This is a genomic window from Sporosarcina sp. P12(2017) (assembly GCF_002743035.1).
GTDB classification, from domain to species: Bacteria; Bacillota; Bacilli; order Bacillales_A; family Planococcaceae; genus Sporosarcina; species Sporosarcina ureae.
Map to the genome: position 1 here is coordinate 18,517 of NZ_PDYL01000014.1, position 15,472 is coordinate 33,988.

Here is a 15,472-nt window from a genome sequence, read left to right on the forward strand (position 1 = left end):
AGGTTAAGGTGTCCATAATAATGAAATTTATGTAACATGAACAAATATTATATATATTCGCCATTGGTTATTTTTAATCCGCTTATTTCTTATTGTGATAAGCCACTGCCTATATAATCGAATAATTCTTCACATCGTTAACTATCTCCAACTAAAAATTGACTCAGTCTTATACTACAAACGTTTCTTGTTGAAGAAAGTCCCTTACCTCTTTTGAATAACTTCGCGTTTCTTTAAAAAAAATTTTCTATCAAACCATTTGTCTTTTCCGTCGTTTCCTTTAGTAGAAGTACTATTTGAAAGGTGGTCGAGAGGATTGAAGAAAATTTTTTTTTTTGCTGCTCGTCATTCTGACTGTTGCGGGATTGATTTTGATGACTGGCATGGATAGTGAAAAGCAAGTTAAGTCGAAAAAGGATGATAATATTGTTTATGTTTATGGTCCGGGTGGTCCTTTTGGTCCGATGGAAGAGTTAGCGAAGCATTTTTCTAAAGAAAAAGGCATTCAGGTTCAAGTGATTGCGGGACCGGAAGGGGAATGGATTGATAATGCAAAACAAGATGCAGATATTATTTACGGTGGCTCTTCCTACATGTTACGTAACTTTTTATTTTCCCATCCAGGATTAGTAAAAGAAGACTCTTGGGTTGAATTATATTCTCGTCCCGCAGGAATTCTTGTGAGGAAAGGAAATCCAAAAAGTATTCAAACGTTTGCTGATTTAACGAAAGATCAAGTCCGCATTGTCGATGTCAACGGAGCCGGTCAACTTGGACTTTGGGAAGATTTGGCGGGTCGTAAAGGACTAATCCCCGGTATACAACAAAATATTGCGTTTTCAGTTAAAACGAGTGCTGAGGCAATAGAACTCTGGAATTCAGATTCGACAATCGATGCATGGATCACATATGAATCTTGGCATTACCGTCTTCAAAATGAAACGGACTTGGTAACGTTTCCGGAAGAAGAAAAGTTATATAGAGGGACGCCAGCAGCCTTAACAGTAAAAGGTGCGAATAAAAAGGCAGCGGAAAGCTTTTTAACTTATTTACAAACAGAAGAAGCCCATGAAGTTTTTCGAAAATGGGGATGGAAGTAAAGAGTTTTGAAAAACAGCAAACCGTTTATCCATTCAAGTCGTTACCTTAAGTGAACGCGTAAAAAACTTTGGTATAGGGGGAATAAATGATGAAAAAATGGTTTTTGGGATTACTGTTGTTAATTGTACTTGGCGTAGTAGCTGCATGTGGAAATGAAAGTACAGAATCAGTCAAAGACGAGAGCAATGGGTCAGAACCGGTTGGGCCGGCCCTACAAGTCCTATCGAATGACAACACTGGCGAGTATTTAGCGGATGATGAAGGGATGACATTATATTATTTCAAAAAAGACGCTGAAGGAATGAGTAACTGTACAGATGACTGCCTTGTAAACTGGCCGCTTGTAAAAGCTAGTGATTATGAAGTGCCAGATGGTTATGATAAGGCCGACTTCGGTAGCATCACTAGGGAAGATAATGGTGAAGAACAGTTGACGTTTAAAGGGTATCCACTTTATTACTTTGTGAAGGACGAGGCACAGGGAGACGTTAATGGGGAAGGCGTCAAAGATGTCTGGTATGTAGTAAATAACGAGACTGAGTTAGGAAAATAACTTGTGTAAAAGGAGAAACCTTAATGGTTTCTCCTATATTTTTGTATGTCCATAACTTTCTTCCTGTTAACAGTAAGCGATCTAATTGGTATGATTAAAGAAATGAGAATATTCTCCCAGGAAGGGGTGCAGTTGTGTGCGTACAAAAAACGATGAGGAACTGTTTCGGTTAGTTAAAGTGAAGAACCGCAACGCACTTGAGGAATTATATGACCGATACGGTAAGCTTGTATATAGCTATGCTTACAAGTTTTCCAATAATCAAATGGAAATGTCAAAGGAGATTACCCAACTTGTCTATTTGAGGCTTTGGACGACTCAAAGTCATTATACTGCGTCAAAAGGGAAATTTATCAATTGGCTATTAACAATTACGAGAAATATTTGTCTAGACTATGTAAAGAAAGAACGGCGACACAAGTTTATGAGCGACGATGATTCGATTGAATATATTGCGGATCCGAAAAATAAAATTGACGAGCATATCGACGTGCAGTTAATACAGAATGCAAAACTTGAACTCACAGAGAAACAAAGGCGTTTAATCAATCTTTTATATTGGAGAGGTTGCACACTTAAGGAAATCGCCAAAATCGAACAAGAACCTCTTGGTACAATAAAAAGTCGGCTTCATCAGACATTAAAACAGTTAAGATTAAACTTGGAAAGGGGAGAGCAACAATGAAAAATGACAATAAAGATCTAGGCGAAAAAAAGTCTTTGTCTGATCAATCCCTTCTAAGTGATCTGATTGGAGCGGAAGATGAAATATGGGAAGCTATGCATTTCGATTTTGAAGTTGTAGAAGAACCATTAGGGTTAAAAGAAGAAGTGTTGAATTTTGTGCTCGAGAGTGAAGATGAGAACGTAACGCCATGGGGAAAAATAAAAACTTTAATCCAATCGGTACGTAACCAGTTTACTCCGCTGACGACTAGTTTGAGTGCCGCGATGTTGTTAGGTATTTTTATGTTAACTACTCCCCTTATTCAGGGACCATCAGTAGAGAAATTCAGTGAGATATCAGCTACCATGAAGTTAAATGTTGCAGAAGGGGAAGAGGGCGAAGTATATGGTCAAGCATTTTTACTAAACAAAAGTGGAAAAGAGGAGCTCGTCGTAAATGTATTTGATTTCCCTCAAACGAAAGGGCAAGAAGTATACCAAGTGTGGTTGATCGACAATGGTCAACGCCAAAGTGCGGGTATCTTTAGACCAGATAAGGAAGGTTACGGTGTCCTAACAGTTGACATGTCAAAACTTAATTCATTTGACACTATAGGGATTACTTTGGAACCGAATACTAAAAGTAAACAGCCTAGAGGAAAGAAAATTGTTGGAACTTGAAATTCAATTTCAGGTACTTAAATGAATTCCATAATTATTAGCCCTTGGCTCCCACTGGTTTCAAGGCATCAAAAAAGAAGTACCTCCCAAGTCTTGTATAATGGTAGTCGACTAAAACACCCAAACGACTGGAGGTACTTCCTTTGACTATTATACGACAACAGAGCCTATGTGGTATCCATGGAGAAATGATGGTGAATGCAATCGCGTTATATCGAACGTATTCCGACCATCAAGGACTTAGTAAAACGCTTAAAATCTGACCTGTCTTTCAAGCTGGATTAGCGTGTTCTAGATCTCGGACTCAATTCCTCCTCGGGCTTCTTACAGCCACCTTCTAACTAAGGCAAGTGAAACGTACGTCCATGAATACTCATTCCCTACACTAATTAGTCGCCCAATTTACGTTTGGAGGTACATGCTAATACCCGAAATTAATTTGTCGGTTGATGTAAGTTTTTCCACAAGTTAATAGAAAAAATGACAGTCGCAATAACGATTAGAACTCCGCCAATACTCATCAATGGAATACCTAATGCATTGTATCTTAGCCCAAAAGCAATCAGACCAAGCAACATAATTGGTAATCCAATATTGTGAAGCCAAAAATGAACTTTTGCTAATATATTCTGGGTGATACTAGGGAATGAATGATAAATCAAACCAAATAGCGTCATGGAAACCCATCCTAATAAGTTGATATGTGCGTGGGTGGACATAAATTGATACAAACCTGCCATCCCCATGACCATTCCTAATACAACACCAACTACAAAATATAAACTTGATATTTTAATAAGTTTTATCCCCAACTTTAACCACTCCTTATTTGATGATGTACAACAAACAACTACTTATTAGAAATAGTAGCTGAAATTTTATTTAATACTTGCAGGCAATTGTTTAATTCATCTTCATTAATTTCACTCACTGCATGAGCCATTGTTTGTTTGACTGTTTTAATTAACGATTGATGCAAATCCTTTCCTCTTTTTGTTAAATATATGAGATTACTTCTTTTATCTAAAGGATTTGGAGAACGATATACCAAATCTCTTTTCACTAGATTATCAATGATTCTTGACGTACTGGTTTGCTGACGAAAGGTGGCTTGCGCTATTTTCAATTGAGTTAAACCATCATTAGACCATAGTTCATCGAGAATAATCCATTGCTCCGGTGTAATCTCCTGATTGGCTAATATAAAGTTTTTATGTAATAAATCTGTTATTAACTTTGCTGTTTGGTTAATAATAAAGCCTGGTAGATCTTCATGTCTGTATACATCATTTTCATTCATTTACTAACCTCCGTTCGATTTTACCCATAATTAAAGCTACAAGTTTACTCACTATTGGCATGGCCAAAAAAGCTACTGGAATTGCAACAATTGTCCCAATTACTGTACTTCCTAGAAACGCTTTTATAAAAATACTAGTAAAACCAACATTCACAGCAGTCATCACAAATGACATTGGGACACTCATGAATGTTGACATGAATACAGAGAAAAGAATAGCATCTATTTTTCTCAAAACCTCACCCCCTATCCTAAGTACTTGTATATGCAAGTATTATAATCTATTGTATCCTCGAAATACTTGCATATGCAAGTGTTAAAGTTTAATTGATTTAATTCTTATTTTTTCTATTTAATGAATGACTTTTTAATGATTAAAAAGTCATCGTTTGTGGCGGCGTTGATGTTAGAGGATCTAGCGTTACGCTCATTCACAGAAGAGAGCGTTTTACAGCACATGAAACTAGTGTGAATCAGCTGATGCAATCAAAGGTAGATGTGAAAACATCGCTTTCTGTGAAAGTAATTGAATGATCGAACGGGGAAATTACTGAAGTTGTACTCGCATCAAGGGATGGCAATGAACAGCGAATAGCGGCTGATCACCTTATTGTTAATTATGGAAATATTACTTCGCTCGGTCCGTTGCAACAATGGGGTATTGAATTGGAACGAAATTGTATCAAGGTCAATACACGAATGGAAACCAATATTGAGGGAATCTATGCAGCAGGGGATGTTACGACATTCGATGGAAAAGTGAAGTTAATTGCAACAGGCCTAGGTGAAGCACCTATAGCCGTGAATCATGCGAAAGCATATATAGACCCAAAAGCGAGACTTCAACCACTTCATAGCACAAGTGTTTTTACTTAACATGAAATATTCTTCAGATTACTTCTGGCTAGCTCTAGCCCACCTCTTTGTACAATGGAAAGCTATAAAAATACCTGCTGCCTGTCAAAATGACAGGCAGCAGGCCATAGAGGAGAAATATGAAAGGGTGTTACTTAGTAAGGGTTCATTGCCATGGACATAGTTGGTAATAGGTCATTGGTCAATGTGTAAAGGGTAACGAGTAATTGGTTTCAGCAAGTTTAAGTTCATATTCCCCACTCTATGCCTCAAAAAGGAGTCTCACCTTTTTGAGGTTAAAAGTAGTTAGCGCCATCAAAGTCAAGAACGATTGTATAGTTTTTCATGTTAATGCGATTTGATAGTTGGTGGGCAGCTTTTTCTGCTTGATGTGCTTTCAGTCGATATTCTTCTGGATCAAATAATGCTACACGATAAATCGTAGTGGATTCGGCAAAACCATATTGTATTTCTTCTTTACTAGCTAAAGAGAATTGTTTATAGTAAGAAGACTTTGCACGCAATTGGATAGCTAGTTCAATGGCTTCAACTAATGATAATTGTTTGTCTTCAAATTCTACTGTATTTGTGCTGTTTGCTACGTAGATGAGATAGTCTAGTTTGCGTTGATCTAGTCTAACTTGTTCCATCTCGGCTTCTACGTCTTTTAATGTTCGGCTTATTATTGGACGTGGTGCACCTTTTTCAACCGTTATGAAAGCGACTCGTTGGGCTTCTGTTTCCAGTTCACGTAATTGTTTAGATAAGATACTTTTTAATTTAATACCTTCAGCTAATGTAATGTTCATGATTTCACCTCGTCTGTTAGTATAAAGTCTGGATTCTTACTATCCAATACAGAACTCTGATAGTCGCCACCATTTATGCTGGTGAACATTTTCCCGCAAGCTTCAGCTAATTGTTGAGCCTTTTCTTTATCTAGCGAAGGATGAATGAAAAGCAATTGAATGATGTTTTCGGTTTCCTCTGTTACGGCTGTTCGTATTGAATCAACATATGGACTACCAAACGGACTGTATCCGTCGCTTAGAAGTAAGATGTTTTCAAAGGTATTGAATTGATTATTCAATCCTTCGTAGCCGTCCTCAGCCGTGCCGACAGATAACATAATATCTCCCGCTATTTTGTCAGCATCATAAATAACTGTTGGGATTTCGTATTGCAAGGAAAAGAAAGTGTTCAGATCTTCTGCACTATGGAAGGACGAGGTATAGCGACGATCTTTGATCTGTTGTAAGAGTAACTGAAGAGCTGGCGGCTTAGTAGACGAGTCTGCACCGAGAGTTGTCCAAATGGATTGCCATTCCGCTAGACCGTTGAAATCCGTCAAATCTTTGTCGAGTAGCTCGAAATATAGTTGTTCTTGGAATAATTGTAATCGTCCTTTTAGCATTTGAGGTGATGCAGAGACGATTGTTTTGTTATAATAGATTATGCCTAATTTAAAATCAGGGATTTTCGTGAATATAGAAGAATCAATAGTAAGTTGCATCAGTATCACCTGCTTGTAATTTTACTTCATCTTATCATAAGGGAGGCGGGGAATGGTGAATGTCGCTCAGTTACAGCATGAAATACAAACGTTTGCGGCGTCCATTGGAATAGACAAAATTGGTTTTACGACAGCAGCCCCGTTTGTGAAATTGAAAGATCGTCTGAAACAACAGCAACGATTGAACTATCAATCCGGTTTTGAAGAGCCGGATATAGAGAAACGAACGGAGCCTTTATTATTACTAGATCAAGCAGAGAGTATTATAGCTATAGCAGTTGCATACCCTTCGAAAATGTCAGACAGTCCCCGTGGGAAAAAAGGGGAACGTCGTGGTATGTTTTGCAGGGCTTCTTGGGGTGAAGATTACCATACCGTGTTGCGTGAAAAATTAGCACAGCTGGAATTATTCATTCTTACTAAGGTACCAGATGCGCGACTTCGTTCTATGGTAGATACAGGAGAGCTTGTCGATCGTGCAGTAGCAGAACGTGCGGGTATCGGTTGGTCGGCTAAGAACTGTTCAATCATTACGCCGGAGTTCGGATCCTACGTTTATCTAGGCGAGATGATTACGAATCTGCCATTTGCACCAGATGAGCCGATGGAAGATCAATGTCTAGACTGTAATTTATGTTTGGATGCTTGTCCGACTGGCGCGCTTGTACAGCCTGGACAATTAGATGCCCAGCGTTGTATTGCATTTTTGACACAAACAAAGAAACCTGTACCTGAAGAATTCCGACACAAAATCGGGAATCGGTTATATGGATGTGATACTTGCCAAACCGTTTGTCCAAAAAACAAAGGAATGAATCACAAGCATCAACTGTCATTTACGCCTGAGCCCGAGCTCGTTAAACCTTTGTTGCTGTCACTATTGTCCTTATCCAATCGTCAATTTAAAGAGCAGTATGGTCATATGTCGGGCTCTTGGCGCGGGAAAAATCCGATTCAGCGAAATGCGCTCATTGCATTGGCTCATTTTAAAGATGAATCGGCGATACCGGAACTAACGAGATTAATAAAAGAAGATCCGCGACCAATGATTAGAGGAACAGCGGCATGGGCACTTGGGGAGATTGGAACGACAGAAGTACAAGAGGTGCTTAAAGAATGTTTGGTTATAGAAGAAGATGAGTTTGTGGTAAGTGAAATTACGCAGGCTCTAGAACAGCTGCATATTAATTGAAAGAAGGTAGTAAGATGACGATTCACGTTGCATTATTCGAACCACAAATTCCGGCGAATACAGGAAATATATCACGTACGTGTGCGGGTACCGATACAGCCCTCCATTTAATAAAGCCACTTGGTTTTTCTACTGAAGATAAAATGTTGAAACGTGCCGGACTGGATTACTGGGAGCATGTTGATATTACGTATCACGATGGAATCCAAGAGTTTATAGACGCGTATCCCGAGGGCGAGTTTTATTTCATTACAAAATTTGGAGAGACGAGCTATGACACGTTTGATTATTCGGATACCGATAAGGATATTTTCTTTGTGTTTGGCAAAGAGACAACCGGTTTGCCAAATGAAATAACGGAGCAGTATAAAGAAAGTTGTTTGCGTATTCCGATGAATGATGAGCATATCCGTTCATTGAACTTGTCAAATACTGCTGCGATTCTAATCTATGAAGCGCTTCGTCAACAGAGTTTTGCACATTTAACATAATGTATAAAAAAAGGGGATTGGCTCATGGCCAATCCCTTTTCTATTTACTTCATTTGATTCGTTTTTGATTCGCCTGGCTTATTTTCATATCCGCCAGTCAAGATTGCAGATAAGAATGCAAAACAAACGGCCATAATTAGAATTAGTCTCATTGTTTGTACCTCCTATGAAATCGATAGTCCTTCATATAGTATACCGTAAAAATTGCATAAATGAAATATTCTTCGTCATTTTATGTGACAGGTTACTAACAAATCTTAATGAGGCAGGAATAGCAACTGATAGGTGAACAATACCGCAAAGATATACATCAACACAGGAACTGACTTACCTTGCCCCTTTGTAATCTTCAGTAACGGGTATGTGATGAACCCAAGTGCAATACCTGTCGCAATACTTGAAGTAAGTGGCATCGTTAAAATAACTAGAAATGCTGGGAACGATTCGTCGAATGAATCCCAGTCAATGTTTTTCACCGCACCGATCATCAAACTACCTACAATGATCAAAGCAGGTGCCGTAATGGCTGCGACGCCAGATAAGGCGCTAACGATCGGACTGAAAAACGCAGCGGCTATGAATAGCACGGCAACCGTTAATGTAGTTAACCCTGTACGACCGCCTACGGCTACACCAGAGGACGACTCGACGTAAGCGGATGTAGGGCTAGTTCCGACCATTGAGCCGACTGTGGCGGCTACTGAGTCGGCTAGAAGCGCATGGCGAGCACGAGGTAAAGAATTACCTTTCATGAGTCCTGCTTGCTTGGCTACGCCGATCATCGTTCCCGTTGTATCAAATAAAGTAACGAGTAGAAATGATAGTACGACACCGTATAAGCCGTATGAAATTACATCTTCCATGGCCTGTACAGGATTCCATACAAGAATTCCTTCAGGCAGGTGAGGCATTTTCACAACACCATCGAAGTGTAACTGCTTCGTGAAGAAGGCGACGATACCTGTTGCAATCATACCTATAAAAATAGCTCCGTAGACATTGCGATTCATAAGAATAATCGTCACGAGCAATCCGAACAAAGTCAGTAATACGGCAGGCGAGGTGAGTTCACCTAGCTGTACGATGTTGGACTCATGAGGAACTATTAATCCCGATAATCGCATCCCGATGAAAGCGATAAACAATCCAATTCCAGCTGTAATACCATGTTTAAGATTTTCGGGAATTCCTTCTATTAGCTTTTCCCGGAAAGAAGTCATTGATAATAATACGAAAATCAGACCTGCTATAAAGACCGCAGAAAAAGCTGCTAAATAGTCCAGTTGACCGTTTGATCCTATGACGACTGAAGCAAAGTAGGCGTTCAACCCCATACCTGGTGCAATAGCGATTGGGTAATTAGCGAATAAGGCCATCCAAAGTGTACCGATGACAGTAGCTATTATAGTGGCTAAAAAGACTTGGTCAAATGGGACACCGGCCTCCGATAAAATAATGGGATTGACGATGACGATATAGACCATCGTCAGGAAAGTGGTCATCCCTGCCAGTAGTTCTGTTTTGACAGTCGTTTGATTCTTCTTTAATTGGAACACTGTGAATTCTCTCCTTATATTACGAACATAATAAAGTCCATAGACAATAATATTCGTTTTTACAGAAGAAATCAACCTGTTATATTGAAAAAGCATTCGTAAATTCTGTGAAATAATGTACAATTACCCTATGAGTGTATAAAGGAGGATTTTTTATGTCAACGATTTTTGATCAGCTGGTTACACTGAGCAACGGTGTGCAAATGCCACAGTTCGGTTTAGGTACGTATAAAATGACAGAACCTGAGCAGACCATGCAAGCTGTCGAGAAAGCGGTTTCACTAGGCTATCGCGCAATTGATACAGCATCTATTTATGATAATGAACAAACCGTGGGGGAAGCTATTCGTCACTCCGGTATCGCACGTGAAGACTTATTTGTGACATCGAAAGTATGGAATGATGAGCAAGGATATGATGAAACACTGCGCGCATTCGAACGTTCGTTAACCAGATTGGACATGAATTACTTAGATTTGTATTTGACCCATTGGCCTGTTGCTGACAGTTATGTGGATACATATCGTGCGATTGAAAGACTGTATGATGAAAAATTGATTCGGGCTACTGGTGTTTCGAATCATCATGAAGCTCATTTACAAGAGATATTTACGTTTGCCAATATCCGTCCCATGGTGAATCAAATAGAACTCCATCCCCGTTTAACTCAAGAGCCATTGCGGCAGTTTTGCAGTGAGCATCAAATTGCGGTAACTTCTTGGAGTCCGCTAGCTAGAGGGCAAATTCTTGAAGATGCAACACTCACTGCAATCGCTGCACAGCACGGAAAGACTGTGGCACAAGTGATTATCAAATGGCATATCCAAAATGGATTGATCGTTATACCAAAATCCGTATCATTTGACCGTATTCAAGAAAATAGTGAAGTGGCTGATTTTACATTAACACTTTCGGATATGGCGATGATCGATGCGTTAAACTGTGATGAACGGACAGGTATGGATCCAGATTCGTTTTAAGTGAATTTATTTAGTTAAACGAATCAAGTTGAAAAGAAGTGGACAACTATTTAGACGATATGTAGCTGTTGTTAGTGTGTGAAATTTTTTGCCTTTAGACATTATTAGATTCAAGTTCAAATGCTCAACAGTTTGCAAGTCACTACCTACTTTCCAAGTAATTAATCAAACAGAAATAAAAAAGAGCTGTCACAAGTGGTCTCTACGACCTCCTGGACAGCTCTTTTTTTATTCAGTTTCCACTACAATCAACTCTGACGTAATAGGATGTGTGAAAGCGACCTTTGTAGCGACTAGCTTATATGGTCCTCTTGCCATTGTCTCGCTGCCATACAGCTGATCTCCAACTAGGGGGTGACCCATATGAGAGAAGTGGACACGAATCTGGTGTGTTCGGCCTGTTTCCAACTGAGCTTCAACAAGTGTCGTATCCGGTTTACGTTCAATCACCTTAAAATGCGTGACTGCCGATTGGCCGGATGGTGATACTCTGCGCTTAGTGGCATGATAGCGATCTTTACCAATAGGCATATTAATCGTGCCACGCGGTTTTCTTAGCTGGCCTTCAAGTTCAGCCGTATAATATCGTTCGATTTGATTCTGTTCCAACATCCGATCGAACATAGTTTTTGCTAGTGGATGTTTTGCAATAAGCAAAACTCCAGCCGTGTGTTGATCTAGGCGGTGGATATGCTCTGCATAGCTGCCACCTTTTGCGTCGATATAGCCCATGACTTCGTTCATCAATGTGTCAGTACCAGGTACGTGTTCTGGGTGTACGGACACTCCAGCGGGTTTGTGTACCGCAAGTATATGCTCGTCTTCCCATAGCACACGTAAGGAATCGGAAGGTTCTGGTTTGTAGTCGGACTGTGCCTCAGAGAAACCGAAGATCAGCTCCGTGCCCTCGGGGAGGGGTTCTTTCCATTCCACTGGTTGTCCTTCCGTATCCGTTACGCTCTTATCCATGCGCATTTGATGAACCGATTTCTTACCGCCTTGCCATTTTTCTCTTAGTAATTTTTCAATCGTCTCACCGGGTTGTTCAGTTGTATAATGAAAACTTGTCATCTACGTAGTCTCCTTAGTTGCTTTCGAATTCATCAAAGAATGCTCTAATTTGATCGTCAGGCTGTGAGCCGACTGTTCTGCCTTGTTCTTTTCCATTTTTATAGTGGACTAGTGCAGGCCATGCTGTAATATCGTATTCCTGTTTTATCTGATCTCCATACTCAAGCAGATTATACTGGTAGACATGTGCATTATATTCGTCTGCAATCGGCATTAAACGCGGAGTCATATCCATACAGTGCGGGCATTCCGGACTGAAGTAATAAACGGTTGTTGGCTCGCCACTTTCAATTTTTTTGAAGATATCTTCAGGAAGTGCGACGTTCTGATAATTTTCATTGTCTAATAAATCAATAGTGGATTGCTGTAGATTATTTGTACCGTACGGATTGTCAGCCAGTTTTGTCTCATTGGATTTATTATTAAGGACGATGATCAAAACGAAGATCACGACAATAATTCCACCAATGGCTAATAATTTTTTCAATCTGTTTCACTCCTTTGTCTGTTTCAAGATTACAAGACTTGCGATGAAAATAAAAGCGAATGCTATCAATGCAAGAAAAGGAATCGTGATAAATCCGAAATAATTGATGTAAGCACCTGTACAAGAAGCCCCGCCACATTCAGGAGCGCTGTCTTGTAGGAAAGCCAGTTTCTGAATACCGTAGTGGTAGAGAGAAATGCAACCGCCGATAAAAGCGAAGGAAGCTGTAGTCCAGGCCATTGAAATATTTTTCTGAATGAGTGCGATTAAACCAATTAATACAATAGGATACATGAAAATCCTTTGATACCAGCACATCGTACAAGGTATAAAACCTTTGATTTCTGAAAAATACAAAGAGCCAAGAGTAGCGATTAGTGCGACGGTCCATATGGAGAGGAGCCAGTTTTCCTGTTTTTTATTCATGGAGCATCTCCTTATAATTAGATAATAGATAAAAGCTTTCCCGTTTAAACAGGAAAGCTTTATTTGGACGAATCGGTAGCCTCATTGGTTGCGATGTCGGGAGGTTGCTTTTTTGCTTCTAGATAAAGAATGTGATTACCGTCTACTTCTTTAACAGTAAACTCATATCCTTGTTCAATAATCTTTTCTCCTTGTATAGCCTCAAAGCGTTGATCCATGAACCAACCGCCGATTGTGTCAATATCTTCTTCAAGAATTTCGATATTCAATGCGTGATTGACGTTTTCAATCAACATTTTAGCATCTAAAATATAGTGGTCTGGACCAACATTCTGAAGTTCAGGTAGTTCATCCATGTCGAACTCATCGCGGATTTCGCCAACAATTTCTTCTAATATGTCTTCAATAGTGACGAGACCTGAAGTCCCTCCATATTCATCCAATAGAACAGCCATATGAATACGTTCGCGTTGGATCTTTAAGAGTAAATCTCCAATTGGGATTGTTTCAATGACTCGGATAATTGGCTGCATATAATTGGTGACCGATTTACTGCCATTTGACGGATCTTTAATATAAGCCGTCAGTAAATGTTTCATGTTGATAAGTCCGATCACGTGATCTTTGTCTCCGTCGATAATTGGATAACGAGTAAACTGTTCCACGCCTAGTAATTCAAACACTTCGGATAACGTCATATCTTTATCGACTGTCATCATTTCTGTTCGTGGAAGCATAATTTCTTTAGCGACTCGATCATCAAACTCGAAAATACGATTGACGTATTTGTACTCTGCTTGATTGATTTCACCGCTACGCAAACTATCGGATAAAATAATGCGCAATTCTTCTTCTGTATGACCTACTTCTAGTTCGGAAATGGATTTAAAGCCTAGCAATCGTGTAACAAGACGTGCCGATCCGTTCATTCCTTTAATGATCGGGTACATAAGACGGTAAAATAGATTCAGTGGGACGGCAAGGGATAGGGATAATTCTTCCGCCTTGTGCAATGCGATGGTCTTTGGAGCTAGTTCTCCTACCACGACATGCAAATAGGTGACGATCGCTAAAGCGATAGTGAAAGAAAGAATGGTTTCGACATTGGCATCGAGCATAAACATGTCAAAAATGGGAGCTAGCATCATGCGAACTGTTGGTTCCCCGAGCATACCTAGGCCAAGTGCCGAAATCGTAATTCCGAGCTGACAAGCGGATAAATATTCATCTAAGTTATCGGCAATTTTTTTTGAAAGAACCGCGCGTTGATTACCTTCATCGATTAATTGGTCGAGACGCGATGAGCGGACTTTCACGATTGCGAATTCACACGCAACAAAAAAAGCGGTGATTGCGATCAAGGCAGCAAATGCTGCCAATCGTATGGCAATATCCAAATAATAGCTTCGCGCTTAACCCAGATGAGGGAAAAGAACAAAGCGTACACCTCCTGTAAAGTAAAGTTAGTTATCTTTTATAATAATTTATTTATAGAGAAATTACAATTCGATTTGCTTACAGAAGGGAAAAAATTCATTTCAGGGGTACATAATGTGTCGATCTTAAGAGTGGAGGGGGACGTGGTAACACCGCCACACGGAGAAACCAGCTTCGACTTATGATTAATTTTGTTGTTATTCAAATCTTTATAAAATTTGTGAAAAAGACTGAAGACCAAGTCCTTTTTACAAGGAAAGTGTCTTCAGTCTTAGGTAATACGTTTACTCGCCGTATTGTGGTTGGGTTTCTTTAAAAGCATTTTGTTCGTCGGGGATGCGGCTTTTGTCTTCAAAGACGTTTTCAGTTTTTTGGTTTTGTAACTTCAAACGCTCTTTTTCTAACTGTTGTTTACCTTTTGATTGTTCGTTGCCCATAAAAGCACCTCCTCTAGTTAGAGGATGGTCGGTTTAAGTGGATCTCATTCATAGACGTGGAAAGTCATAAGATCATGAACCATTCGTAAAACTTTTTCTTCCTCTGGCGGTGTGCCGTTTGTCCAGTGGATCGTACCATCTTTATGGTAGTCGCCTTTGTATTGTTTGTTTTGGTAATAGAAAGAGATGGTCCATCCTGGTAGATCAGTGTCTTCAAACATTTTTTTGTAACTGAAGTGTTGTAGCATGTTGTTTTCTCCTTTATCGTTCCATTAGTGATATCCTGTTCGTCCATTTCATAAACTGACCAAAAGGAACGAAAGGATGAGAGTGTGTTTGTTACTCAACTACGTAATGCAGTCGAGGAAAAGTATAAGTCGTATTTTTATTATAAGTCCATGTATCAACTGACGAATGATTTGCTATGGCAGGAATTCATTCGCCATGCGTATGAGGATGAAAAAAGTCATTACGAAATGTTCCAGCAGTTGCATTATATAATGACGAACGAGTTTGTGCCAAATCCGAAAAAGCCAGCGCCTTGTACGAATTTGAAAGAATCGGCCAAAAATGCGCTAGTTTCTGAACTTGAAGCAGTAGAACAATGCAAGGAAATGTTTCTGACGATTCCTTTTGAAGAGGCATATGATCCGATTTTCATCGCGTTACATGACGATATGGAGCATGCGATTCGAATGTCTACCATATTCAATGGAGCAAATTAAA

General features: G+C 39.6%; 21 protein-coding genes. 9 read left to right on the forward strand and 12 right to left on the reverse strand.

Annotated features, from left to right (window positions below; all coding sequences use genetic code 11):
- The first annotated feature begins 335 nt into the window (after positions 1-335).
- The 4 genes from CSV80_RS12065 to CSV80_RS12080 all read left to right on the forward strand — a co-directional run bounded on the left by CSV80_RS12065 (position 336) and on the right by CSV80_RS12080 (position 3,001).
- A complete protein-coding gene (locus CSV80_RS12065; protein WP_255407655.1) occupies positions 336-1,100 on the forward strand; it encodes an extracellular solute-binding protein in 765 nt (254 codons plus the stop codon).
- 89 nt (positions 1,101-1,189) lie between these two features.
- On the forward strand, positions 1,190-1,654 hold the full coding sequence (locus CSV80_RS12070) for a COG4315 family predicted lipoprotein (RefSeq protein ID WP_099671279.1): 465 nt from the start codon (positions 1,190-1,192) through the stop codon (positions 1,652-1,654).
- A 136-nt stretch (positions 1,655-1,790) separates the two neighbouring features.
- The gene (locus CSV80_RS12075) at positions 1,791-2,339 is read left to right on the forward strand and encodes an RNA polymerase sigma factor (protein ID WP_099671280.1); all 549 of its coding nucleotides are present in this window, start codon (positions 1,791-1,793) and stop codon (positions 2,337-2,339) included.
- Entirely contained in the window at positions 2,336-3,001 is a 666-nt protein-coding gene (locus CSV80_RS12080) for an anti-sigma factor (protein WP_099671281.1), read from the forward strand. Before CSV80_RS12075 ends, CSV80_RS12080 begins: the two co-directional genes overlap by 4 nt.
- A gap of 434 nt (positions 3,002-3,435) precedes the next feature.
- Here the strand turns inward: CSV80_RS12080 and CSV80_RS12085 are convergent, their stop codons facing one another.
- The 3 genes from CSV80_RS12085 to CSV80_RS12095 are packed head-to-tail and all read right to left on the reverse strand — an operon-like array spanning position 3,436 to position 4,536.
- Positions 3,436-3,813 (reverse strand): cbb3-type cytochrome c oxidase subunit I, encoded by a 378-nt coding sequence (locus CSV80_RS12085; RefSeq protein WP_099671282.1) that lies wholly within the window; start codon positions 3,811-3,813, stop codon positions 3,436-3,438.
- Between the two features lie 38 nt (positions 3,814-3,851).
- Entirely contained in the window at positions 3,852-4,301 is a 450-nt protein-coding gene (locus tag CSV80_RS12090) for a MarR family winged helix-turn-helix transcriptional regulator (RefSeq protein WP_099671283.1), read from the reverse strand.
- The gene (locus tag CSV80_RS12095; protein ID WP_099671284.1) at positions 4,294-4,536 is read right to left on the reverse strand and encodes a DUF2798 domain-containing protein; all 243 of its coding nucleotides are present in this window, start codon (positions 4,534-4,536) and stop codon (positions 4,294-4,296) included. The genes CSV80_RS12090 and CSV80_RS12095 overlap by 8 nt, the downstream gene beginning before the upstream one ends.
- Positions 4,537-4,847: 311 nt before the next feature.
- Between CSV80_RS12095 and CSV80_RS12100 the strand changes: the two genes are divergently transcribed.
- Positions 4,848-5,177: an NAD(P)/FAD-dependent oxidoreductase gene (locus CSV80_RS12100; protein ID WP_304442300.1), complete on the forward strand. Its 330-nt coding sequence runs from the start codon at positions 4,848-4,850 to the stop codon at positions 5,175-5,177.
- 275 nt (positions 5,178-5,452) lie between these two features.
- Here the strand turns inward: CSV80_RS12100 and CSV80_RS12105 are convergent, their stop codons facing one another.
- Both CSV80_RS12105 and CSV80_RS12110 read right to left on the reverse strand, forming a co-directional pair.
- A complete protein-coding gene (locus tag CSV80_RS12105; RefSeq protein WP_143560492.1) occupies positions 5,453-5,968 on the reverse strand; it encodes a hypothetical protein in 516 nt (171 codons plus the stop codon).
- The gene (locus CSV80_RS12110) at positions 5,962-6,669 is read right to left on the reverse strand and encodes a B3/B4 domain-containing protein (protein WP_099671286.1); all 708 of its coding nucleotides are present in this window, start codon (positions 6,667-6,669) and stop codon (positions 5,962-5,964) included. The genes CSV80_RS12105 and CSV80_RS12110 overlap by 7 nt, the downstream gene beginning before the upstream one ends.
- Before the next feature lie 55 nt (positions 6,670-6,724).
- Between CSV80_RS12110 and queG the strand changes: the two genes are divergently transcribed.
- Together queG and trmL are read left to right on the forward strand one after the other, a co-directional pair.
- A complete protein-coding gene (queG, locus tag CSV80_RS12115) occupies positions 6,725-7,861 on the forward strand; it encodes a tRNA epoxyqueuosine(34) reductase QueG (protein ID WP_099671345.1) in 1,137 nt (378 codons plus the stop codon).
- A gap of 14 nt (positions 7,862-7,875) precedes the next feature.
- A complete protein-coding gene (trmL, locus tag CSV80_RS12120; RefSeq protein WP_099671287.1) occupies positions 7,876-8,352 on the forward strand; it encodes a tRNA (uridine(34)/cytosine(34)/5-carboxymethylaminomethyluridine(34)-2'-O)-methyltransferase TrmL in 477 nt (158 codons plus the stop codon).
- 257 nt (positions 8,353-8,609) lie between these two features.
- Here the strand turns inward: trmL and CSV80_RS12125 are convergent, their stop codons facing one another.
- Positions 8,610-9,908 carry an NCS2 family permease gene (locus CSV80_RS12125; protein ID WP_099671288.1) on the reverse strand — a complete coding sequence of 433 codons (1,299 nt, stop codon included), beginning with the start codon at positions 9,906-9,908 and terminating at the stop codon, positions 8,610-8,612.
- 155 nt (positions 9,909-10,063) lie between these two features.
- Here CSV80_RS12125 and CSV80_RS12130 point away from each other — a divergent pair, with 155 nt between their 5' ends.
- Entirely contained in the window at positions 10,064-10,888 is an 825-nt protein-coding gene (locus CSV80_RS12130; protein ID WP_099671289.1) for an aldo/keto reductase, read from the forward strand.
- A gap of 228 nt (positions 10,889-11,116) precedes the next feature.
- Here the strand turns inward: CSV80_RS12130 and CSV80_RS12135 are convergent, their stop codons facing one another.
- The 6 genes from CSV80_RS12135 to CSV80_RS12155 form a co-directional block, all read right to left on the reverse strand.
- Positions 11,117-11,959, reverse strand: a complete 843-nt coding sequence (locus tag CSV80_RS12135) for an RluA family pseudouridine synthase (RefSeq protein WP_099671290.1) — start codon at positions 11,957-11,959, stop codon at positions 11,117-11,119.
- Between the two features lie 13 nt (positions 11,960-11,972).
- Positions 11,973-12,446, reverse strand: coding sequence for a thioredoxin family protein (locus CSV80_RS12140; RefSeq protein ID WP_099671291.1), 474 nt, complete (start codon positions 12,444-12,446; stop codon positions 11,973-11,975).
- A gap of 6 nt (positions 12,447-12,452) precedes the next feature.
- Positions 12,453-12,872, reverse strand: a complete 420-nt coding sequence (locus CSV80_RS12145; RefSeq protein WP_099671292.1) for a disulfide oxidoreductase — start codon at positions 12,870-12,872, stop codon at positions 12,453-12,455.
- 59 nt (positions 12,873-12,931) lie between these two features.
- Positions 12,932-14,269, reverse strand: coding sequence for a hemolysin family protein (locus CSV80_RS12150; RefSeq protein ID WP_199083983.1), 1,338 nt, complete (start codon positions 14,267-14,269; stop codon positions 12,932-12,934).
- A 324-nt stretch (positions 14,270-14,593) separates the two neighbouring features.
- Complete coding sequence (locus CSV80_RS17550; protein WP_158231913.1) at positions 14,594-14,746, reverse strand: hypothetical protein; 153 nt, start codon at positions 14,744-14,746, stop codon at positions 14,594-14,596.
- Between the two features lie 44 nt (positions 14,747-14,790).
- Positions 14,791-14,994, reverse strand: a complete 204-nt coding sequence (locus CSV80_RS12155) for a YheE family protein (RefSeq protein WP_099671294.1) — start codon at positions 14,992-14,994, stop codon at positions 14,791-14,793.
- 84 nt (positions 14,995-15,078) lie between these two features.
- Between CSV80_RS12155 and CSV80_RS12160 the strand changes: the two genes are divergently transcribed.
- Positions 15,079-15,471: a ferritin family protein gene (locus CSV80_RS12160; RefSeq protein WP_099671295.1), complete on the forward strand. Its 393-nt coding sequence runs from the start codon at positions 15,079-15,081 to the stop codon at positions 15,469-15,471.
- Position 15,472 lies beyond the last annotated feature (1 nt).

Coding starts and splice junctions, on each gene's coding strand:
- CSV80_RS12070 (WP_099671279.1), top strand. CDS start 1,190: ATGAAAAAATGGTTTTTGGGATTACTGTTGTTAATTGTACTTGGCGTA.
- CSV80_RS12080 (WP_099671281.1), top strand. CDS start 2,336: ATGAAAAATGACAATAAAGATCTAGGCGAAAAAAAGTCTTTGTCTGAT.
- CSV80_RS12090 (WP_099671283.1), bottom strand. CDS start 4,301: ATGAATGAAAATGATGTATACAGACATGAAGATCTACCAGGCTTTATT.
- CSV80_RS12110 (WP_099671286.1), bottom strand. CDS start 6,669: ATGCAACTTACTATTGATTCTTCTATATTCACGAAAATCCCTGATTTT.
- trmL (WP_099671287.1), top strand. CDS start 7,876: ATGACGATTCACGTTGCATTATTCGAACCACAAATTCCGGCGAATACA.
- CSV80_RS12130 (WP_099671289.1), top strand. CDS start 10,064: ATGTCAACGATTTTTGATCAGCTGGTTACACTGAGCAACGGTGTGCAA.
- CSV80_RS12135 (WP_099671290.1), bottom strand. CDS start 11,959: ATGACAAGTTTTCATTATACAACTGAACAACCCGGTGAGACGATTGAA.
- CSV80_RS12145 (WP_099671292.1), bottom strand. CDS start 12,872: ATGAATAAAAAACAGGAAAACTGGCTCCTCTCCATATGGACCGTCGCA.
- CSV80_RS17550 (WP_158231913.1), bottom strand. CDS start 14,746: ATGGGCAACGAACAATCAAAAGGTAAACAACAGTTAGAAAAAGAGCGT.
- CSV80_RS12155 (WP_099671294.1), bottom strand. CDS start 14,994: ATGCTACAACACTTCAGTTACAAAAAAATGTTTGAAGACACTGATCTA.